This is a genomic window from Microcoleus sp. MON1_C1 (assembly GCF_036701945.1).
Lineage (GTDB): Bacteria > Cyanobacteriota > Cyanobacteriia > Cyanobacteriales > Microcoleaceae > Microcoleus.
Genome location: NZ_JAUBRO010000003.1, coordinates 26,616 through 47,564, shown reverse-complemented (window position 1 = coordinate 47,564; position 20,949 = coordinate 26,616). Strand labels below are relative to the sequence as shown.

The 20,949-nt window shown below is 45.2% G+C and carries 14 protein-coding genes and 1 pseudogene; 5 read left to right on the top strand and 10 right to left on the bottom strand.

Features of this window, described 5'->3' with window-relative positions:
• Window positions 1–22: 22 nt before the first annotated feature.
• Together QUA62_RS02440 and QUA62_RS02435 are read right to left on the bottom strand one after the other, a co-directional pair.
• Window positions 23–3,232: a WD40 domain-containing protein gene (locus QUA62_RS02440; protein WP_333402217.1), complete on the bottom strand. Its 3,210-nt coding sequence runs from the start codon at window positions 3,230–3,232 to the stop codon at window positions 23–25.
• A gap of 21 nt (window positions 3,233–3,253) precedes the next feature.
• Complete coding sequence (locus QUA62_RS02435) at window positions 3,254–4,579, bottom strand: AAA-like domain-containing protein (RefSeq protein WP_333402216.1); 1,326 nt, start codon at window positions 4,577–4,579, stop codon at window positions 3,254–3,256.
• A 291-nt stretch (window positions 4,580–4,870) separates the two neighbouring features.
• Here QUA62_RS02435 and QUA62_RS02430 point away from each other — a divergent pair, with 291 nt between their 5' ends.
• A complete protein-coding gene (locus QUA62_RS02430) occupies window positions 4,871–5,083 on the top strand; it encodes a hypothetical protein (protein ID WP_333402215.1) in 213 nt (70 codons plus the stop codon).
• A 22-nt stretch (window positions 5,084–5,105) separates the two neighbouring features.
• Here QUA62_RS02430 and QUA62_RS02425 read toward each other — a convergent pair whose 3' ends face one another.
• Window positions 5,106–5,774: a restriction endonuclease subunit R gene (locus QUA62_RS02425; RefSeq protein ID WP_333402214.1), complete on the bottom strand. Its 669-nt coding sequence runs from the start codon at window positions 5,772–5,774 to the stop codon at window positions 5,106–5,108.
• Between the two features lie 281 nt (window positions 5,775–6,055).
• On the opposite strand from QUA62_RS02425, the gene acs reads away from it, so the two are divergent.
• The 3 genes from acs (at window position 6,056) to QUA62_RS02410 (ending at window position 9,693) form a co-directional block, all read left to right on the top strand.
• Window positions 6,056–8,026 (top strand): acetate--CoA ligase, encoded by a 1,971-nt coding sequence (gene acs / locus QUA62_RS02420; protein ID WP_333402213.1) that lies wholly within the window; start codon window positions 6,056–6,058, stop codon window positions 8,024–8,026.
• 38 nt (window positions 8,027–8,064) lie between these two features.
• The gene (locus tag QUA62_RS02415; RefSeq protein WP_333402212.1) at window positions 8,065–8,706 is read left to right on the top strand and encodes an ACP phosphodiesterase; all 642 of its coding nucleotides are present in this window, start codon (window positions 8,065–8,067) and stop codon (window positions 8,704–8,706) included.
• A 96-nt stretch (window positions 8,707–8,802) separates the two neighbouring features.
• A complete protein-coding gene (locus QUA62_RS02410) occupies window positions 8,803–9,693 on the top strand; it encodes a thermonuclease family protein (RefSeq protein ID WP_333402211.1) in 891 nt (296 codons plus the stop codon).
• An 872-nt stretch (window positions 9,694–10,565) separates the two neighbouring features.
• Here QUA62_RS02410 and QUA62_RS02405 read toward each other — a convergent pair.
• Both QUA62_RS02405 and QUA62_RS02400 read right to left on the bottom strand, forming a co-directional pair.
• A pseudogene (locus tag QUA62_RS02405) lies at window positions 10,566–12,491 on the bottom strand (iron uptake porin); the annotation flags it as partial.
• Between the two features lie 424 nt (window positions 12,492–12,915).
• Window positions 12,916–13,110 (bottom strand): hypothetical protein, encoded by a 195-nt coding sequence (locus tag QUA62_RS02400; RefSeq protein ID WP_333402210.1) that lies wholly within the window; start codon window positions 13,108–13,110, stop codon window positions 12,916–12,918.
• Between the two features lie 192 nt (window positions 13,111–13,302).
• Here QUA62_RS02400 and QUA62_RS02395 point away from each other — a divergent pair, with 192 nt between their 5' ends.
• On the top strand, window positions 13,303–14,091 hold the full coding sequence (locus tag QUA62_RS02395) for a class II glutamine amidotransferase (protein ID WP_333402209.1): 789 nt from the start codon (window positions 13,303–13,305) through the stop codon (window positions 14,089–14,091).
• Window positions 14,092–14,134: 43 nt separating this feature from the next.
• On the opposite strand, the gene QUA62_RS02390 is transcribed toward QUA62_RS02395, so the two are convergent.
• The 5 genes from QUA62_RS02390 to QUA62_RS02370 all read right to left on the bottom strand — a co-directional run bounded on the left by QUA62_RS02390 (window position 14,135) and on the right by QUA62_RS02370 (window position 20,945).
• The gene (locus QUA62_RS02390) at window positions 14,135–14,290 is read right to left on the bottom strand and encodes a WG repeat-containing protein (RefSeq protein WP_333402208.1); all 156 of its coding nucleotides are present in this window, start codon (window positions 14,288–14,290) and stop codon (window positions 14,135–14,137) included.
• A 215-nt stretch (window positions 14,291–14,505) separates the two neighbouring features.
• Complete coding sequence (uca, locus tag QUA62_RS02385) at window positions 14,506–18,123, bottom strand: urea carboxylase (RefSeq protein ID WP_333402207.1); 3,618 nt, start codon at window positions 18,121–18,123, stop codon at window positions 14,506–14,508.
• Between the two features lie 151 nt (window positions 18,124–18,274).
• Complete coding sequence (locus QUA62_RS02380; RefSeq protein ID WP_006630936.1) at window positions 18,275–18,916, bottom strand: urea amidolyase associated protein UAAP2; 642 nt, start codon at window positions 18,914–18,916, stop codon at window positions 18,275–18,277.
• Window positions 18,917–18,995: 79 nt separating this feature from the next.
• On the bottom strand, window positions 18,996–19,727 hold the full coding sequence (locus QUA62_RS02375; protein WP_333402206.1) for an urea amidolyase associated protein UAAP1: 732 nt from the start codon (window positions 19,725–19,727) through the stop codon (window positions 18,996–18,998).
• A gap of 441 nt (window positions 19,728–20,168) precedes the next feature.
• The gene (locus QUA62_RS02370) at window positions 20,169–20,945 is read right to left on the bottom strand and encodes an ABC transporter ATP-binding protein (protein ID WP_006630934.1); all 777 of its coding nucleotides are present in this window, start codon (window positions 20,943–20,945) and stop codon (window positions 20,169–20,171) included.
• Window positions 20,946–20,949 lie beyond the last annotated feature (4 nt).

The window sequence follows — 20,949 nt, the reverse complement described above, 5'->3', positions numbered from 1 at the left end:
AATCATCCGCGTGGATCGGCGGTTAAAAATTCTCACCCAGCCATTCCCTCCCCCTCGCCAACAACTCGTCCAAACTTTCGATCGGCCAAAACCGCACCTTTCCATCCGCATCACCTGTTATCAACAACTTCCCGTCCCGACTAAAACAAATACTATAAATCGGACTTTTCAACTCCACAAAATCTGCCTCACCTTTGAGCAAATTGCCTTTATAGCCGCTAAAGTCAGCCAGTAAATTTCCCTGCAAGTCCCACAATTTGGCAGTGCCGTCTTGTGATGCAGTGGCGATCACATCCTCTGTGCGGCTGGGGCTAAAACAGACACTTCTTACCGAGGCATAATGTCCGGTGAAAGTCACCAAGCAGTTGCCCTGCAAGTCCCACAATTTGGCGGTGCCGTCATTTGAGGCAGTAGCTATCCTATCTTCTGTGGGCATAAAACTGACACTTGTTACCGAGTTATTATGTCCGGTGAATGTTACCAAGCAGTTGCCCTGCAAGTCCCACAATTTGGCAGTTCTGTCATCTGAAGCAGTAGCGATCGCATCTCTTGTCGGGCTAAAAATGACACTATTTACCGAGTTATTATGTCCGGTGAATGTTACCAAGCAGTTACCCTGCAAGTCCCACAATTTGGCGGTTTTGTCATATGAGGCAGTGGCGATCACATCTCCATTCCGGCTAAAACAGACACTCCATACCGAGTTATTATGTCCGATGAATGTTACCAAGCAGTTGCCCTGCAAGTCCCACAATTTGGCTGTGCCGTCAATTGAGGCAGTAGCGATCCTATCTCTTGTCGGGCTAAAACTGACACTTCTTACCAAGTGATTATGTCCGGTGAATGTTACCAAGCAGTTGCCCTGCAAGTCCCACAATTTGGTAGTTTTGTCATATGAGGCAGTAGCTATCACATCTCTTGTCGGGCTAAAACTGACACTTGTTATCACTTTATTATGTCCGGTGAATGTTACCAAGCAGTTGCCTTGCAAGTCCCACAATTTGACTGTGCCGTCAGATGAGGCAATAGTGATCGCATCTCTTGTCGGGCTAAAACTGACACTTGTTACCGAATAATTATGTTGGGTGAATGTTACCAAACAGTTACCCTGCAAGTTCCACAATTTGGCTGTGCCGTCATTTGAGGCAGTGGCGATCGCATCCCCATTCCGGCTAAAACTGACACTTGTTACCGAGTTATTATGTCCGGTAAATGTTACCAAGCAGTTACCCTGCAAATCCCACAATTTGGCTGTGCCGTCAGATGAGGCAGTAGCGATCGCATTTCCAGTCGGGCTAAAACTGACACTTGTTACCGAATAATTATGTTGGGTGAATGTTACCAAGCAGTTGCCCTGCAAGTCCCACAATTTGGCTGTGCCGTCATTTGAGGCAGTAGCGATCGCATTTCCAGTCGGGCTAAAACAGACACTTGTTACCCTGTTATTATGTCCGGTGAATGTTACCAAGCAGTTGCCCTGCAAGTCCCACAATTTCGCGGTGTTGTCATCTGAGGCAGTAGCGATCGCATTTCCAGTCGGGCTAAAACAGACACTTCTTACCCAGTTATTATGTCCGGTGAATGTTACCAAGCAGTTACCCTGCAAGTCCCACAATTTGGCTGTGCCGTCATTTGAGGCAGTAGCGATCGCATTTCCAGTCGGGCTAAAATAGACACTATTTACCGAGTCATTATGTCCGACAAACTGGTAATTTTCGCGGATTTTAGCAAGAATATTCTGCAAAACTAACAGAGGATTGGTAACGGGATATTCGGAAAGCGGGGGATTATCTGGTATCCACTTCTTTAAATCTTCTCCGGCTTTGATAGCTGCCCGCAAGGCTTCTATTTGCTTTCCCTCCGACTGAAAAAGATTTAACGCCATGTGTCCAGCTTCTTCGATTTTAAGAATTTCCCTGACTTTTCTGCGGATTTGTTTGAAGAATTGGTTAGATGTTCTCAGTTCTTGCAGTTCATCAGCTTGACTGGCATCTAAAAAATCATTATCCTCCTCGCTTAAACCTTTCCCCTTTTTCCACTCCAACACATCCTCCAACGCTTTGCCGCGCAACAGTCGGGAAGTATCTTGACGATTTGAGGCAATCCAAGCGGCGAAGTTTTCCTGGTAGGGGCGGAGTTTCGCTAATTCTTTCTGTACCCAATCGAGGTTAAAAATAGCTGCGTATATCGGGTTATAAACTTGTAGATATCCGTTGCGTTTGACGACCAATCCTGAGAGTTGTAACCTTCTTTGATCGAGACTATTATCAGCAGAGATTTTCTGCTCCGCATCCGTCAGTATTTGCTGATAAATACCGAGCAGTAGCGCCGTGCGGTCTTGATAGTCAAGCAGCAAGCGATCTCTAATTGTCTTTAAATGTTCTAGTTCGTCATTCGCTTCCCAATTATCAATGACGTACTTTTGCACTAAAACTTCCACATCAGAAGTCCCACGGGCCGATTGATAGACCATCAGTCGGCACAGTCTTTGCATCAAAAAAGGTTGCCCCTTTGTCCAATAAAAAACCTCAGCTAATATCTTCTCTGATATTTCCTCCGAGCGCTCTAGCATTAAGCCAGGGATTAAAGCAGGTCGAGCTTCATCAAAAGTAAACCCTGTTAAATCAATAGCTTTGCCAATATTAAAGGGTGTTCGGTCTTTATCGCGAATCAAATCTGCTGGCGTCGCAACTCCCAAAAGACAAAAGGCAAGGCGCTTATATTCAGAATTCATGGCTCTTTTGTTATAAGAAGCTCGAATTAAAAGAAAAAAGTCATCTTTCCAGCTCAGCTTTAAAATCGAATCAATTTCATCAATAAAAATAACAATATTTTGCGAAATTTCTGTTAGTAAAATATCTTCAATAAACTGACTCAATCGTTGAGATGGCGACAGCAATTGTCGTTGCTGCCACCAACTGTCAGCATCCACCTTTCTTGAGAGTGCGCCACCCCGAACTAACTCAGAAATAATCCCAAAATACCAGCAGTCTGAAGTCTCCCTACCGATATCTGTTAAATCTATCGCCATACATTTAAAGCCTGCTTTTTCGCGCAAGCGTTTCATCGTTTTTACTAGCAAGCTAGATTTGCCCATTTGTCGGGAGTTCAACACATAACAAAATTCTCCGGCTATCAAACTGTCATAAAGTTCGCTGTCGGCCTGACGCTCAACATAGGTAGGATTTTCGTACTTTAAAGAGCCACCAACTTGATATTGAGAAACCGCCATAATAGGGTTTTACTCCCGACTCTAATCTAGAAATTTTTCTGCAAAATAATCCCGATATAACCGACAGCTAGGAGTGATACCATGCTGATTTTGCTTGACTAAACCCATACTCAATAACTTAAATTCTAGCACCTGTTCTAAGTTGACCGCACTGTCTGCACAAACAACTTGTTGGAGAGCCGCTTTGAGTTCAGAATAATTTTGCAAATTTGCCCAGTGACTCTGCAAATACTGGCGGTAAATTCCCACATCTGTAGCTGCATTTTGCAAAACTTCTGCTAAAGATAGATTGGAATCCTTCAAATGATAAAGCGCCTTGCGTACCAGATAAGGATAACCGCCTATCATTGCCATCAATGCCGCCACTTCATCAGTTCCCCAAAATAATTGATGGCGGCGGGCTAAATCGAGAATATTTTGCTGGCTAAATTCGGTCAAGTCTACTGAAAACCCGACATTAAATGGTGATTGATTAACAGGTAATTCCACGTACACATTTGTAGAATGGAGCAGCACCATTCGCAAGTTTTCCCAAATGTCTGTTTTCGTAGTTTCGTCAAACCAGCTTCGTAACATACTCAGAAAGTTTCGGGCAATTTCCTCATAAGAAAAAATACAGTCTATTTCTTCTAAAGCCAAGACTAAAGGACAATCTATAGCTTCTAAAACTTCAGCTTGAAAGTAGTTTTTGCAATTTACGAGAATTCCGCCGCGCCCCTGTAAATATTTATCGATATTAGATTCTAGTTTGAGCTGTTGGCTGATATTCAAGCAAAACCAGTGGAAAAATTTATTTAAGTTACTAAAAATTTCTGTTTCAGCATCTCTAAAATCTAAACGCACTAATCGATAATCCTGCGTTTTTGCGCGTTCGATGATGCGATTTAATAGAGAAGTTTTTCCCATTAACTTGGGAGCTTTAATGCGAATCATTGACCCCCGTCCTAAAATCTGCTCATAACAGTCAGCTTCCATTCGGGAACGCTCTATATAAAACTCAGAATTTAATCGCACTGGCCCTTCTGGCAATTCTAATGCTTTTGGAGCTTCAGGGGTTCTTTCCCCGAATTCCTTTAATAACTCTGGGCAAACTAAGTCAGGTTTATATTTGACAAATAATTCAATCAACTCGTCACGTTGCGTATATCCTACACTCGGCTCATTTTTGATATTAAATGACTGGCAAATCTTTGAAATATGAACGCTGACACACGACCTCGTTACTTTTCGGGAGAGAGAGTTAGCGATTTGTTGGTCGGGCTTATTTTTCAAGAACTCATTTAGCACTCGACGCTGTTTTGTTGTAAGCTTGTCTGTATAGATAGCCTCAAGCTCCTGTTTAGTCATCTTCTCCATTCCACCTCAGCCTCAAACCTGCCTAATTTCTCTTAAATTAGCATAACTCAGAGCTTTAGGATAGCTGTTCATTCAATTCCTAGTTAATTTTCACAAATTTCTAAGCCAAAAGTGATTTGTGAGTTTTTTCTCACAAACTCTTTCACAAATCATTCAATCGCAACTCACAATCTCTTCAAAACTTTACTTAAAAACTAATTTGGGAGGCTAAATTGACGATCGCCCGCGAACACAAAAAATCCAGATATCGTAGGAAGTGGAAATAAATAGAGATCAAAAAAAATGAAACCAGAAAAACCGAATAATAGACTGAACTTTTTGAAGAAGCTGTCTAAGTCAGATATCAAATGGTTGTTAGAGAAATTTTTTCTACCCATCCTCCTAGTGACGATTCCTTTAACACCAAGTACGATCGGACTTTTGCGGACTGAACAACCGCCAACTCCTGTACAAAAGGTTCCACCGATCGATCGCACAACTCCACCCTCACCGTAAATCGGGGATGCGATCGCCCTTGTTAAGCCAACTGCAACTGCACATTCTGCAACTTGCAAATAGCTTTCAAGACTTGCGCCAACAAGAGCGATCGCTCTTTGTCCATCAAATTCAATTCCGGTAAAATCTGATAAGTGCAAGGATTGCCCCGCGTCAGATACACAAACTGATAGTTACGTCCATTCGTCGTCAATCCCCAAACAGACGATTGCTGCTGCAAACTTTTATAAGCATAAGTCAGCAATTGCGGCAAACCGGCCCAAGGATCGATCGCACTATTTTTCGCCTCGACTACCAAAATCCAAAACTGTGCCGCCGCGAGTTCTGCATCCGGCTGATTTACGGCTAAGATATCCAACCGCCCTTTAATTAAAGTATCCCCATCCTCAACCTCGATCGGGATGCTATCTTCCATTGTCAGCACGAGCGAAATATCAAAAAATCCTGCTAATCTCATTAATGGTGAAAGCACTAAAAACTTAACCAGTTTTGCAGAAACTTTCCCTGCTTCTAGATGACGCCAAAAGTGATTACCGATTAGCAATAATTCCTGCTGTTCAAAATCCGTCAGAGGTTCCAGAGAGAAAAAATCAGTAAAACCTCCTCCTGTTTGTCTTTCCAATTTGAAAATGCGGCGAACGTCGTTTAGAGAAAGTTGGCTTGCTTCTAAATTTTGCGTAATAGCTTTCATTTAATTAAATTTAACTAACTACCTAATTATAGCTGAGATAATTTACACAAAAGTACAATTTCAAAACTTGTAGCACAATTGTTACTAATAATAATTAAGCATTAAATAGGCTAAATAATCCTCCTCATCTGCATTAATCGGCATTCATCGGCGAGCAAAAAAAGAACAACCACTCAACCTATTACAAAATTTCCCAAAGTCTTAAGGAAAATAAACATACTTCGGCCCCAACTTATGCAAACAATAGTTACAAAGACTAACCGAAATAAAAGTTAAGAACGATGTCACAAGATACCATCGAATCAATTCTGCAAGAAAAACGGCTATTTCAGCCGCCCGCTGAATTCTCCGAAAAAGCTCACATCAAAAGCCTAGAAGAGTACCAAGCCCTCTACGATAAAGCCAAAGCTGACCCCCAAGCATTCTGGGCAGAACTCGCCGCCCAAGAATTGCACTGGTTCCAAAACTGGAATACCGTGCTCGACTGGCAGCCGCCTTTTGCTAAATGGTTTGTCAACGGCAAAATTAACATTTCTTACAATTGTCTCGATCGCCACTTAACCACTTGGCGCAAAAATAAAGCCGCCCTGATTTGGGAAGGCGAACCCGGAGACTCCCGCACCCTCACCTACGCGCAACTCCACCGCGAAGTCTGCCAAATGGCGAACGTCATCAAACAATTGGGAGTCCAAAAAGGCGATCGCGTTGGCATTTATATGCCCATGATTCCCGAAGCTGCGATCGCCATGCTAGCCTGCGCCAGAATCGGTGCAGTACACAGCGTTGTTTTTGGCGGTTTTAGTGCAGAAGCTTTGCGCGATCGGCTTAACGACGGCCAAGCAAAACTCGTGATCACCGCTGACGGTGGCTTCCGCAAAGATGCAGCAGTTGGCCTCAAAGAACAAGTAGACAAAGCCCTCGCCAACAACGTCACACCCAGCGTTACCAACGTTATCGTCGTCCAGCGTACCAAACAGCAAGTGCACATGGAACCCGGGCGCGATCTTTGGTGGCACGACTTGCAAAAAGACGCATCCGCCGACTGCCCCGCCGAACCAATGGACAGCGAAGATATGCTGTTCGTACTCTACACCAGCGGCAGTACCGGCAAACCGAAAGGAGTCGTCCACACCACAGGTGGCTACAACCTTTACACCCACATGACAACCAAGTGGATCTTCGACCTTCAAGATACCGATGTCTACTGGTGCACCGCAGACGTAGGCTGGATTACAGGCCACAGTTACATAGTCTACGGCCCGCTTTCCAACGGCGCGACCACAATCATGTACGAAGGTGCGCCCCGCGCGTCCAACCCAGGCTGTTTTTGGGATGTGATCGAAAAATACGGCGTCACCGTTTTCTACACTGCACCCACTGCGATCAGAACATTCATGAAAATGGGCGAACACTTGCCCAACGCGCGCAATTTGTCATCTTTACGATTGTTAGGAACCGTCGGCGAACCGATCAATCCTGAAGCTTGGATGTGGTATCAACGAGTAATTGGCAACTCGAATTGTCCGATCGTCGATACTTGGTGGCAAACAGAAACCGGGGGAATTATGATTACCGCTTTGCCCGGTGCAATTCCTACAAAACCCGGTTCTGCAACCCTACCGTTCCCTGGAATTGTGGTCGATGTTGTTGACCAAGATGGCGAACCAGTAACTAACGAAAGTGGCGGTTATTTAGTGGTGAAACATCCTTGGCCGGGAATGATGCGTACACTTTACAACGATCCCGATCGCTTCCGCCGCACTTATTGGGAATATTTGCACCCGAAAGATGGCGAATTTGTGTACTTTGCAGGGGACGGCGCGCACAAGGATAAAGACGGTTATTTCTGGGTAATGGGCCGCGTTGACGATGTAATTAATGTGGCCGGACACCGACTCGGCACGATGGAAGTCGAGTCAGCTTTGGTATCGCATCCAGCGGTGGCGGAAGCTGCGGTTGTTGGTAAACCGGATGAGATTAAAGGTGAGGACATTGTGGCTTTTGTCACGCTGGACAACTCGCAGCAACCTAGCGATGAATTGGCTAAGGAATTGAAGCAGCACGTTGTTAAGGAAATTGGGGCGATCGCCCGTCCCGGCGAAATTCGATTTACCGATGCTTTGCCGAAAACGCGAAGCGGCAAAATTATGCGGCGTTTGCTGCGTTCTTTAGCTGCGGGAGAAGAGGTTTCTGGAGATACTTCAACCTTGGAAGACCGGACGGTTTTGGATAAATTGCGCGGCGGTTCGTAGGGAGATTTTTTTCAGGGCAGGTTCTTAATAGCAGTAGGGTGCACGACTCGCCGCACCTTACTGTTTCTCCTTATGCTATCTTAGATATTTTTACTGTAGCAATGAATTATTTGGCTCATCTATTCTTATCAGAAGGCACCCCAGAATCCTTGATTGGCAACCTCTTAGGAGATTTTGTCAAAGGAACGGCAGTCAACCTTTATCCCGAGGAAATTAGAAAGGGCATTGATTTGCACCGCAAAGTAGATAGCTACACGGACTCTCACCCAATAGTGCGATCGAGTAAAAGCCTTGTTTCTTCCCACAGACGAAGGTTTGCTGGAGTTTTGATTGACGTGTTTTACGACCACTTCTTAGCTAAAAATTGGCTGGAATATTCAGAAATTCCGCTCCGGGATTTTTCTCAGGATGTCTATAAAATCCTGCAAGACAATCGCGATATATTACCTGACTCTCTCCAGCGGGTGCTGCCCACAATAATTGCCCGCGACTTGCTTTCATCTTATCAGGAAATTGCCGAAATCGGCATCACTCTTACAAGAATGTCGGCGCGAGTCAAACGCACAAATAACTTGGCAAGCGGCATAGAAGATTTGACAGCTAACTATCAACGCTTAGAATCGGATTTTCGTGATTTTTTTCCAGACTTGATAAAATACGCGACTGTTGGCAAATTTTAATATAAAAAACCCAAATTCCAGTTGCTAGTGATAACGAACTCGTGTATAATCCAAGCGATACCTGCATGAAATCTCAAATGCAACAGGGTTCAAAATATGGCAACCAGAATTCCGAACCTGCAAATAACTAAAGTAGTTGATGGCGACAGCATCAAAATTTTTCTCAACGGAAAAACCGAGTCTCTGCGCCTGATTTGCGTCGATACCGAAGAAAGTCATTCGGGAGGCTCCAAACCTATAACTGCGGCGGGTAAAGCAGCTTCGGAAATGGCTAAAAAATACTTCGCCACAGCAGATGGCGGACTTGCTACAGTTGACATAGAATTTGATACAGATGACCAAATAGAAATTGCGGTGGAAAAACACCGCGATAACTACGGGCGTCTCCTCTGTTACGTGCATAAAGAGGGAGAAAATTATAATCTGAAACTGATTGCAGAAGGCTGGAGTCCCTACTTTGTGAAATACGGGCGATCGAGACTGTATCACCGCCAAATGACTGAGGCAGAATCGGCAGCAAAAGCTTACAATCTGATGATTTGGAATCCGATTATCAATGCCAAAATCCCCTCTCGCAACTATGCTAATTTACTGCCTTGGTGGTCGATGCGAGCCTCAATTGTTGAAGAGTTTCGGTTGTCGGAAGCAACAGGAGGAGCGCTTTCTTTGAGGTTGCACTACCCGAAAATATTAGCGGCTTCTGAGAGGGCTAAATCTATTACTATTTTCTGCGATTTGCAGGCGGGAATTAATAAATGGATCGGCAGCAGCGCTCTAATTTATGCTGGTTCAGTGTATCATAAATTAGATTTGTGGATACCAGATGCTGAAACTGATGAAAGAGCTCCCTTAAAGCGGCTAATCGAGAAGCGTTATGCGGGTCTGGGACGGGGATATGTGTATGTCAGTGGGAAGGTAGAACAGTACAAAGGGAAGCCTCAAATAGTTTTGAAGGATATCAAACAACTTTCAGACTTTCCCCGATAATATTTAAACTAGAGTTAATTTCATCAATCCTTTTTACTACATATAATTTTCTTAGCAAGTAAGATCGCGCAAAGAGAGGGCGATGCTCAAAAACAATTGCCCTCTATTCAGCTAGGGTATTCTATTTATCAAGAGATGCAGGAAAATTTATTGTTGCATTGAAGGAATATCAAAAAATCTGCATCCTAATGGATTTGTGCGTGCAGATTGATTTTGAGGAGTTGTTATAGGAGAACTAGAGTTAGGAGGTGTGCTATTCAATTCTGAGACGGTAAAAGATTTAGAATTGTTAGGAGTTTTGCCGAGGTTGCTAACAGAACTGTTAGTAACCTCGGGTGACTCGGTACTGGTGAGATCCTGTGTTTTAGTTACATTTATCGGCGATTTTACCGTCGTTTGTGCCTGACACGGATAGGCAGCTATAGCAGAAATTACAGCAAAGCTCAGACACCAAAAATAGCCCGTGGATTTAATCATATTTATCTAAACCTAAACTTAAAGAAGTATTACTACTGCTTCTTAATAATAGATTAAGTTAGAAAAACTTATACTTGAAGCGTGTTAATGCGTATTTTTTTAAACTTAATAATTACGTATTTGTAGGGAGGGAAAAACGATACAAACGGAGAAATTACTATTAAGTGTAAAGTTTGAGTAAAGATAGGGGGTTTTTACTGAGAAAAAATATTAGGACATCCCGCTGGGGTTTTAATTACTGTCGGCTGACCGAAAAACACTTTTCTCGCTTAACAGGCAAGATTTCGATTCCACAAAATTAAATTTTCTTGTGGTTCGTTCCTGTGGGGCGGGTTCGCCAAAATTGTTTGCAGTGGGCGATCTACTAAACCCGGCCCCACAGGATTAAACTCTTCAAAGGAGAATGAAGTTCTCAATACACCAACTGAGATCGGGTCGCTATCGGGAGTGTGACCGGGTTGAAAAATCAAGATCAATCCAGGGGTGACGCTGATATTATCATTCACCTGCCAGCGGTAGAATACCTCTACATGAGTAGTCGTTCCGGGTTGGCCGCCCGATCGCCCTAAACCCGTATCTAAAAAATCAGGAACGTTATTGCCTGTAGGTAAATTGCTGCTGACAATTTTAGGCGGTTGCCCGATATAAATTCCTCCTAAGTTTCCTGCTTTAAACAAATCGGGAAAATTTACAAAAACCATATAATTTGTAGTTGCTACTGTACCAGATTGACCCGGAATGCGGGAATTAGTATAACCAGCCCAACCTCCCAAAGAAATTCGCGATGAAATGCGCCAATTTAAACGGGCTCCCACTGCATTTGTTTGCAAAGGTTCGGACTTATTTGTGCTAGGATTGATAGCAGTCAATTGGCGATCGCCTGCCAAACTAATCAAATTACCATCGGGCGAATAATCGTTAACATAATAGACAGTAACATCTACTGGCTCGGCTGGCGTTAAAGTTAGTTGTACGCCCAATGTATTGTGGCCTTGAGACCCGTTAGAACTGACGAAAAATCCGGGAATGTTAGTAGAATAAACTGCTTGCAAACTGGCTCGATTCGCAAATTGCCAGTCAATGCCGATGCCGCCTAAACCCAAACCAGTGTTCAAAATTGGGTTTCTTTGGGCGAACGCAGAAAGGAAACCGGAAGCTGCACTTTCGGCCCGATTCGGCCCTCGAAAACCAGTTACCATGTTAACTCCTGCTGTCCCTGCAAACACTGCCAATTTGTCACCGACCAGAAAGCGGTAGTTGAGGTCGCTGATAGTAAATCCAGGAGTTTCTCCTAAATTATAAGCAACGTTTACGTCTTCGGTTAATTGTGGTGAATTGGTTCCGTTCTGGTTGTAAAAACCGATTAATAAGTTACTTCTAGGACTAAATTGGGTGGTTAAATATAATTGAGTGAAGTTGATCGAGTTGACATTTGTACCGGGGTCTTCGGTATCCCTTTTGCCGTCTCTGGGAGCGCGATCTGCACGGTTGGGAGTGCGCCCTTGTATTCCAAAAACGGTGAATCCTGATAGCTTAGTTGTTGTTGAAAATTGATTGGCTTCTAGTTCGGTAGCTCGCGCTTCTAGCACATCCACTCGGCCTCGCATTGTGGCCATTTCGGCGGCAAATTATTCTTGCAATTTTTGTAGTTTTATTAAGTCGTCTCGCTTAGCTAGACTTTCAGTTGATTTGGCGATGGACTCGCGGATTGTATCTAAACAAGCATTGACTCCGGCTGCAAATTCATAGCGCGTTATAGCGCGGTTTCCGCGATAGGTTCCGTCGGGGTATCCAGCTATGCAGCCGTATCTTTCTACTAAGGATTGCAATGCTTGAAATGCCCAGTCTGTTGGCTGTACGTCGCTGAGTTGGGAAACTGATGTAACTTGTTCTAGTGAGTTGTCACCAGGGTAAACTAATGGGGGATTTTCTAATTTATTTTCTTCAACTAATGCGGGTATTGGGGCGGGCTGCGTTTCGGTGGCTTCCGAGAGGTGAGTTTCTATCTCACTGGCGATAGGTACGGGTGGCTCCGATGTGGGGTTTATCGGTGAAGTTTCCTCTACATTGTCAGCTTTTTCGACTAATTTGCGATCGGGATTACGATCGAAATTATCCGCTAGATTATTTGTCGGTGCGGGTAATTGATACCATTCATTAACTGGAGCTTCCGAATTTGCACTATTTGCTGTTGTTTCAGGATCAGTCGTTTCTGCTAAGGCTGGAATGCTGAATAATGCCTGCCATCCCAATCCTAGTATTAAGCTGCTAAGGATTTTCCAAATTTGTCGATCGCACTTATGATTTTTCCTGCTGTTTATACTGTGTGAGAAAAAAGCCCAAAAAGTGAGACAAAGCGTGATTTCCTACGGGATAGCTACGCTTGACGCACTATTCGAGATGAAGGGCGATCGTAAATTGCATTACTTCTCCCAAAACCGACGAACAAGTCACAGTGCCGTCCTCGGTTTCTTCCCCTATGTGACGCCTGATTGACTATCCGGTTCCCGTTTTTTTTAAAGATTTTGTAATGAAGGAAAAATCAAAAATCTGCAATATTATTTCCTCAGACATTCCTATGTCATTGCCTTTAATTTTAATCAAAACATCTCGCTCTCGCTCGGATAGTTAAGTAGTAATATTAATGGTGTGGGGGGCGGATATAATCTAAACCAAAATACACCATTGCTTAGCTTTTTATACAGTATATATCTTTTTTTTCAGCACCACTCATAAACACCAGATTCATTTCCCAGAGCATTTAAGCAAACTAATCTTTCCATAATTTTTGATGATGTGAATGACCGGCTGATTGTTATATGCCTTCAAACGGTGCTGCCAAACCATCAAAGTCCTATCAATTCCTTCCCGGATATCGGCTAACATTTTATACTCGCTGTCAACACGGGAAAAAGTGTACAGCGATTTATCGGTTAACATCGTTCCGAGGGAAACACGAGCGATTTTTTTAGCGCTCGCCAAGTTTTTGGCTTCAGTATCATTACCGTTGACCCCGCAAAAATATTAAGTATATTTAACTTATTGAAGCCCTTAATACTATAATATTATCACCGCAAATCTGTAGCTGCCAATGGCTGCGCGATCGATCCACACTCCAGAGACTTAAAAGCTATGTGCCAATTACTGGGAATGAACTGCAATGTTCCGACAGATATTTGCTTTTCTTTTGAGGGTTTTTCTGCAAGGGGGGGCAAAACAGACGTTCATCAAGACGGTTGGGGAATTGCTTTCTTTGAAGGTTTGGGATGTCGCCTTTTTATAGACTCTAAACCGGCGATTGCTTCTCCGGTTGCAGAAGTAGTGCGTCGCTATCCCATTCATTCAACTAACGTCATTGCTCACATCCGCAAAGCTACGCAAGGCGAAATTGCTCTGGAAAACTGCCACCCTTTTATTCGGGAACTTTGGGGACGTTATTGGGTGTTTGCTCACAACGGAAATCTCGAAAACTTTGATCCAGAATGTGCCGGAGTTTACAAACCTGTTGGCAAAACTGACAGCGAAAAAGCATTCTGTTTGATATTAGAAAAGCTGCGCTCCACTTTTCCTCAAAGTAAGCCTGCTTTAGCGGAAATTTACCCGGTACTGGATGAAATTACTAAGACTTTGGCAGAACACGGAATTTTTAATTATTTACTTTCCGATGGAGAACACTTGTTCACCCACTGTTCTACTAATCTGCATTATATTGTGCGACAAGCACCTTTTGCTAGCGCTCACTCGATCGACGAAGATGTAACTGTCGATTTTCGGGAATTGACCAAGGAGGACGATCGCGTGGCTGTTATTGCCACTTTTCCGCTGACAGATAACGAAGTTTGGACGCAAATTCAGCCGGGAGAATTGCTGGTATTTCAGGATGGTTGGCCGGTCAATTCTGGGCTGCTGGAGTTAAGTTAACGAAACTTCAACAAATTTAAAGCCTAAACAAAGCCCCAACCTGCTAAATGCCTAGCTTTCCAGTTTCATGGATAAAGCCAGATTTGCCATCGCGCTTGACAGCGCCTAAGCCTTCCGAAAAACTCCCCGCAGCCGAAAATTGGGGGGCGATCGCCCACTGACCTGCTTGATTGATATCTCCCCACCCTTTTGAAGCCATAACTGCTGCTAAACCTTCATTAAATGAGCGGGGGTTGCACAATTTGATGATGATTCTTGTGGGGTGTCCCGCCTGCTGTGAAAATACACGCCTTCGGGCTACGATATCCCATCCCACAAAACAATCAAAATCATCCCGCAATTATGCAACGCCGAGTAGTTACTGATTTGGTTGCTGCCTAGCTTCTCCCTGTCCCCGAACTGACAACACAGGGATTAATTCGGTTGAACAGCCGCTAAAATTTGTCCGGCTGTCACCGTTTGCCCTTTTTCACAAAACAACTTGGCAACAGTGCCCGCAACATCAGCAGTAATAGCAATTTCCATTTTCATCGCTTCCAAAATTAACAGGCGATCGCCCTCAGCAACCGCATCTCCAACATTAACTAGCACCTGCCAAACATTGGCCGAAACGTGAGCGACAACTGCCTCACTACCGATCGGCAAAGTAACCTCCGCCGCCGTTTCAGAACCCACATCCGCCGAGGCTTCTGGGGCAGATTCAGCTTCAAATTCCCCGGATGCGGCCCAGCGATCGCGCTCTGCATTAAATGCCGCCTGCTGCTGCGCTTTAAACTCAGCAGCACTGCCCGCAATAGAATGCAAAAACTCATTGTATTCTCTCAAATTAAAAGTGATTTCCTCAACCTTTAATTTAAACTTACCTTCAATAAATTCTTCCCGACAGCGGTGCAATTCCTCATGAGAAACCGGATAAAATCTGATTTGGTCAAAAAAGCGCAAAAGCCAAGGTTTACCAGACTGGAAATCCGCCGTTTTTTTGAACCGATTCCACATTTGTACCGTGCGGCCGACAAATTGATAACCTCCCGGCCCTTCCATCCCGTAAACGCACAAATACGCGCCGCCAATACCAACGGCATTTTCAGGAGTCCAAGTGCGGGCGGGATTGTATTTAGTAGTAACCAAACGGTGGCGCGGATCGAGGGGAGTTGCGACGGGCGCGCCTAAATAAACGTCTCCCAAACCCATCACTAAATAGCTAGCATTAAATACAATTTCTCTGACTTGTTCGATGCTGTCAAGCCCGTTGATGCGGCGAATAAACTCAATATTGCTGGGACACCAAGGTGCATCCGATCGCACAGACTGCATATATTTTTCAATGGCCAACAGCGTCGATTCATCTTCCCAAGATAAAGGCAAGTGCACAATTCGCGCCGGCACTTCCAAATCCTCGATCGCCGGAAGTTCCGCCTCAGCCGCAATCAGCGCCTGCATTAGCTGCTGTTGCGAAATCTGGCGACTGTCAAAGTGAATTTGGAGCGATCGCATTCCCGGCACTAATTCGATAACACCAGGCAACGGATTTGCTTTCAACTGTTCCATCAAGGCGTGCGCCCGAAAACGCAAATTTAAATCCAGCACCAACGGGCCGTATTCAACTAGAATATATTTATCACCAGCTTGACGGTACGTAACAGCAACCTGTCGCGGAGATTCGGAAATTTCGTGCAAAATTGGAGAGGCGGAAACGGCGGGCAATTCCTCCGCATTTTCCCCAAAAACAGGCAAACAAAAAGTAGCAATTTGCTTATCTTGTGCTAATTCCCGCTGCAAAGCTTCAGTAAAACTCAAACAGTGAAAGCGAATGCTGTCCCCCGGTTTTAGTTGCCCGATTTTCCACAATTCCGACTGCACAATAGTAGCAGGACACACAAAACCTCCCAAACTCGGGCCGTCTAGACCGAGAATTACAGGCATATCCCCCGTAAAATCGATCGTGCCGATCGCGTAAGCATTATCGTGAATGTTAGACGGGTGCAAACCCGCTTCTCCTCCGTCTTGACGCGCCCAAGTCGGCTTCGGGCCGATCAGCCGAATGCCCGTCCGCGTCGAGTTATAATGCACCTGCCATTCTGTGGAGAAAAACATTTCGATGTCTGACTCAGTAAAGAAATCCGGCGCGCCGTGAGGCCCGTACAAAACGCCGATTTCCCAATTATTGCTGTAGGTGGGAATTAGTTCGGGAGGCAAAGATATTTCCGCTTCCAGAATTGCAGTTTGAAGCAGTTTAAGCACATCTCCCGGACGCAGCGTGCGGCCCGCGTGTCCGCCAAATTTGCCCAGTACAAAAGTTGATTTGCTGCCCAAATAATCGGGGACATTAAAGCCGTGCTTTACCGCTAAATAAGTGCGGTAGCCGCCGCCTTGAATGCCTTTTAACTTAAGAATGCTGCCCGCTTTGACGGGAACAGCCGTCCAAAACGGCACCGATTCGCCGTTTAGCGTTCCCTTCATAGTTGCACCGGTCAAACTAATAACTGTATCGGCATTAAAGCGCAGAGTTGGACCTGTAGCTGTGAATTCCAATCCTGCTGTCGATTCGGGATTTCCTACTAAACGATTTGCCGATCGGAATGCCAGATGATCCATCGGCCCAGAAGGCGGCACGCCAACATCCCAATAGCCAATCCGCCCCGGATAATCTTGAATGCTGCTGTAGGTTCCCCCATCCAATACATCGATCGTTAAAGGTGCGTATTCAAAAGAGTTTAAAAAGCGCGTGCTCAGTTCACCTTGGTTGAATCTGGAATCGTCTAAAATCTGGCGGAGGTAATCTAAATTAGTTTCAATTCCTGCTATTTCACTGGCATCTAAAGCAGCTTTGAGTTGAGCGATCGCCTGCGTTCGATTATCCCCGCAAACGATTACTTTGGCTAGCAGCGGATCGTAAAAAGGAGTAACCTCCGTGCCGGTTTCTATCCAACTGTCGCAGCGGACGTTTTCGGGAAAGGCAACTTGATTCAGCAACCCGGAACTCGGCTGAAAATTCTTGCCGGCATCTTCCGCATAAATTCGCACCTCAATTGAGTGTCCCTGCGGCCGATAGCGGTACTCTTCCAGGGGGAACAAATCTCCAGAAGCCTGTTTTACCATCCACTCAACGAGGTCGATGTTGTTGACAGCTTCAGTGACACCGTGTTCAACTTGCAAGCGCGTGTTGACTTCCAAGAAATAAAACTGTTTCGCATCGACATCAAAGACAAATTCAACAGTACCGGCTGACTGGTAATTTACCGCTTTTCCCAGCCGCACTGCTGCACAGTACAACTGATTTCGCTGTTCGTCGCTAATAGCAGGGGCGGGGGTTTCTTCAATTACTTTTTGATTGCGCCGCTGCACCGAACAATCTCGCTCGCCCAAGGCTATAACATTTCCTTTGCCATCTCCAAAGATTTGGACTTCAATGTGCCTGGCTGTTTGAATGTATTTCTCTAAAAAAACGCCGCTTTGTTTAAAATTGCTTTGACTCAAACGCTGTACTTTTTCAAATGCTTCTGCCAAATCTCGATCGCCAAAACAAGCCTGCAAACCGATGCCGCCGCCGCCTGCGGTACTTTTGAGCATTACCGGATAGCCGATCGCCCCAGCCGCTTTTTGGGCATCCTCTAAACTTGCTAAAAGTTCGCTTCCGGGAGTTAGCGGCACTTGATTTGCAGCGGCTATTTCCCGCGCGGTGTGCTTCAATCCAAAGCAGCGCAACTGACTCGGAGTCGGGCCGATAAATGCAATATTTTCGCTTGCACAAGCTTCGGCAAATTCAGCATTTTCGCTCAAAAAGCCGTAACCCGGATGAATAGCTTGAGCTTTTGTTTGGCGCGCAACTTCGAGAATGCGATCGAACCGCAAATAACTCTCGGCTGCGGCGGCTGCACCGATACAAACGGCTTCGCTGGCGGCGAAAACGTGTTTGGCGTGGGCGTCGGCTTCCGAATATACTGCTACTGAAGCAATTCCGAGGCGATCGAGCGTGCGGATAATTCGGCAGGCAATTTCACCGCGATTTGCAATCAAAACTTTGTTAAACATTTAGGTAATTGGTTATTGCTAATTGGTTATTGCTAATTGATAATTGATAATTGCTAATGGGCAATCGATTCTTCAGTCCTCTTTAGAGGACTTTAGCTATTAGCCAGGGGTTTAAATCCCTGGCGGTTTCTGGCGGGTATGCAGCTACAACCTATACCGCATCCCAAACTATCAACTGAATCGGCGTAGGATTGTAAGCATTGCAAGGATTGTTCATTTGCGGGCAGTTAGAAATAGCAACCAGCGCGTTCATTTCGGCTCGCAAATCAACTGTACTTCCCGGATCGGAGATGCCGTCAACAATTTCAAGCGTGCCATCTTCGCTAACCGGAACATTCATAAAGAAGTTGATATTGCTGACTAAATCTCGCTTACCCAAACCGTAGGGAAGAATTGCGGCGAGGAAATTTTCAACACAGGCGTGCTGGTATTTTTTATCTAGCCCAAACCGCACCGAATTGCTCTCGCAGCTACAGGCGCCGCCGGAGGTATCGTGCCGCCCGCAGGAGTCAGCAATTATGGTCATCATGGCTCGCCCTTCATTGGAAATGAGTTGGCTGTTTGTAGTGACAAAGATGTTGCCTTGATTGACGATCGTATCGGGGGCGCTGTAGCGTTCGGAAGGGTCATCGGCATTGTAAACTAAAAAATCTACTGCTTGATTTCCGCCTAAATCTACAATGCGGAGAATCTGTCCTTTTTTGATGACACGAGCCCAGGGATATGTGGCTGGTAAAACTTCGTTATAAATTGCAGTTTTTGGATCGAGAAGTTGTTGGGTAGTTGCAGTCATGGTTCACTTTTTGTGAGGAAATTGTAGAATATTTCACCGCAGATTGATGCGGACAAGATTGAGTTGTGTAATCGAGGGTTTATTGCACGAACAAAGCATCGGTGTTGATGAACCCGCGCACGGCTTCCGGGTTGGCGGTGCGGCACAAGTCGTCTGGTGCGGGTGCGGGGGATTTCACAATCTGAATTTGGATGGGTTTTGGATCGTAAATTGAACCAGGATGCAGGATGTGGGGGCAGTTAGAGATAATTGTCAATACGTTCATTTCTGCTCGCAAATCGATAAAACTTCCCGGTTTTTCGCAGCCTTCGCGAAACTCCATCGTGCCGTCGGGTTTGACGGCAATGCGAGTAAATAAGTTGAGGTTGGGCATAATATCTTTTTTGCTCAATCCCCACCGAGTTAGGGCTTTGAGGAAGTTGTCGCGGGAGTTTTTCCAGTCTCCTTCGCCGTATTTTTTGGTATTGCTAACGGCGTTGCTGCATCCTCCTAACAAATCGTGACAGCCGGAGGTGTCTTGGGTGATGGAAAATAGGATGCGTCCCATGTCTGTGTAGATCACCATGCCTTGTTTGAGAAAGGCGTTGAATTGAATTTTGGCGGTGTCTGCTGCGTTGAAACGTTCGATCGCATTGTCAGCGTTGTAGCACAGCATGGAAACGCCGCGAGAGCCTTCTAAATCGGTGATTCGCAGGGTGTTTCCCCGCTTGATGACCCCCGACCAGTACGCGCCGCCCGGTACGGTTTCTTGCATTAATACGAGGCTTGAATCGATTTCTGAGTTTGTGTCGATCGATGATAGTTGCACCATAAGTTCCTCTTGATGTATTTGGGGGGGTCAGCGAAACAAAACAATAGTATTTTGTAGTGGCAAAACTTACCCTCTCCCAAAGTAATATTTATCTCTACTGATATCTTGCACCATTCTCAAGAACGGGCAAGATGCCCGTTCCACAATAATATTGAATTTTGTGGAACGGGCATCTTGCCCGTTCCTAAATAGGTAATTGACAATGGTGCAAGATGTTAAGTTTCCACTTACTTAGGTTGGCCGTTGTACTGTTGGCGCGGGTGCAAAAAGTGCAAATACAAACCTATTTCTATCTAAGCAGCCATTGCAACTGCTTCCTGTCCGTTTACATCTTGCACCGTTCTCAAGAACGGGCAAGATGCCCGTCCCACAAAGAGTGAGTTTTCTTGTGGGGTGGGCATCCTGCCCGCCCAAAAAGTGCAAATACAAACCTATTTCTATTTAAGCAGCCATTGCAACTGCTTCTTGTCCGTGTTTCCGCATCAAATCCATGAGTTCGTCGCGGTAATCGTGGAATTTGGCGTGCCGTTTAATGCTGGGAGTGCGATCGGGCAAATTAATCGACATTTCCTTTCTCACTGTACCGGGACGAGCGCCCAAAGCATAAATCCGATTGGAAAGAAACACCGCTTCTTCGACATCGTGGGTAATCATAAAGATTGTAATCTGAGTGCGGCGCCACAAATCGAGCATGAATTCGTGCATCGATTCTTTAGTGTGGATATCCAATGCGCCGAAAGGTTCATCCATTAATAACACTTTAGGTTCAGAAGCGAGGGCGCGGGCGATCGCCACCCGCTGTTTCATCCCGCCCGACAATTCCTTCGGCAGCGACGAAGCAAACTGCGTCAATCCTACCACACTCAAATAATAGCTCGCTTGTTCGCGCCGCTTTTTCTTCGACACGCCTTGAAGTTTGAGGCCAAACTCGGCATTTTCCTGCACGTTCATCCAAGGATAAAGAGTGTAATGCTGAAATACCATACCTCGATCCGGCCCAGGCGAAACAACTTCCTTGCCGTCAATTTTCACTTCCCCTGTTGTCGGCTTGTCCAATCCCGCAATCTGCCTCAACAGAGTTGATTTACCCGAACCTGATGCCCCTACCGCGCAGATAAATTCGCCTTGCTTAATGCTCATATTGATGTCCTTGAGGACAACTAATTTACCGTTTTTAGTTTCAAAGTTTTTGTGCAGGTTGTTGATTTGTAGAAACATGAGT

Coding starts and splice junctions, on each gene's coding strand:
- QUA62_RS02390 (WP_333402208.1), bottom strand. CDS start 14,290: ATGGCTTCAAAAGGGTGGGGAGATATCAATCAAGCAGGTCAGTGGGCG.
- QUA62_RS02410 (WP_333402211.1), top strand. CDS start 8,803: ATGGCAACCAGAATTCCGAACCTGCAAATAACTAAAGTAGTTGATGGC.
- QUA62_RS02395 (WP_333402209.1), top strand. CDS start 13,303: ATGTGCCAATTACTGGGAATGAACTGCAATGTTCCGACAGATATTTGC.
- QUA62_RS02370 (WP_006630934.1), bottom strand. CDS start 20,945: ATGTTTCTACAAATCAACAACCTGCACAAAAACTTTGAAACTAAAAAC.
- uca (WP_333402207.1), bottom strand. CDS start 18,123: ATGTTTAACAAAGTTTTGATTGCAAATCGCGGTGAAATTGCCTGCCGA.
- QUA62_RS02400 (WP_333402210.1), bottom strand. CDS start 13,110: ATGTTAACCGATAAATCGCTGTACACTTTTTCCCGTGTTGACAGCGAG.
- QUA62_RS02375 (WP_333402206.1), bottom strand. CDS start 19,727: ATGGTGCAACTATCATCGATCGACACAAACTCAGAAATCGATTCAAGC.
- acs (WP_333402213.1), top strand. CDS start 6,056: ATGTCACAAGATACCATCGAATCAATTCTGCAAGAAAAACGGCTATTT.
- QUA62_RS02435 (WP_333402216.1), bottom strand. CDS start 4,579: ATGACTAAACAGGAGCTTGAGGCTATCTATACAGACAAGCTTACAACA.
- QUA62_RS02430 (WP_333402215.1), top strand. CDS start 4,871: ATGAAACCAGAAAAACCGAATAATAGACTGAACTTTTTGAAGAAGCTG.
- QUA62_RS02440 (WP_333402217.1), bottom strand. CDS start 3,232: ATGGCGGTTTCTCAATATCAAGTTGGTGGCTCTTTAAAGTACGAAAAT.
- QUA62_RS02425 (WP_333402214.1), bottom strand. CDS start 5,774: ATGAAAGCTATTACGCAAAATTTAGAAGCAAGCCAACTTTCTCTAAAC.
- QUA62_RS02380 (WP_006630936.1), bottom strand. CDS start 18,916: ATGACTGCAACTACCCAACAACTTCTCGATCCAAAAACTGCAATTTAT.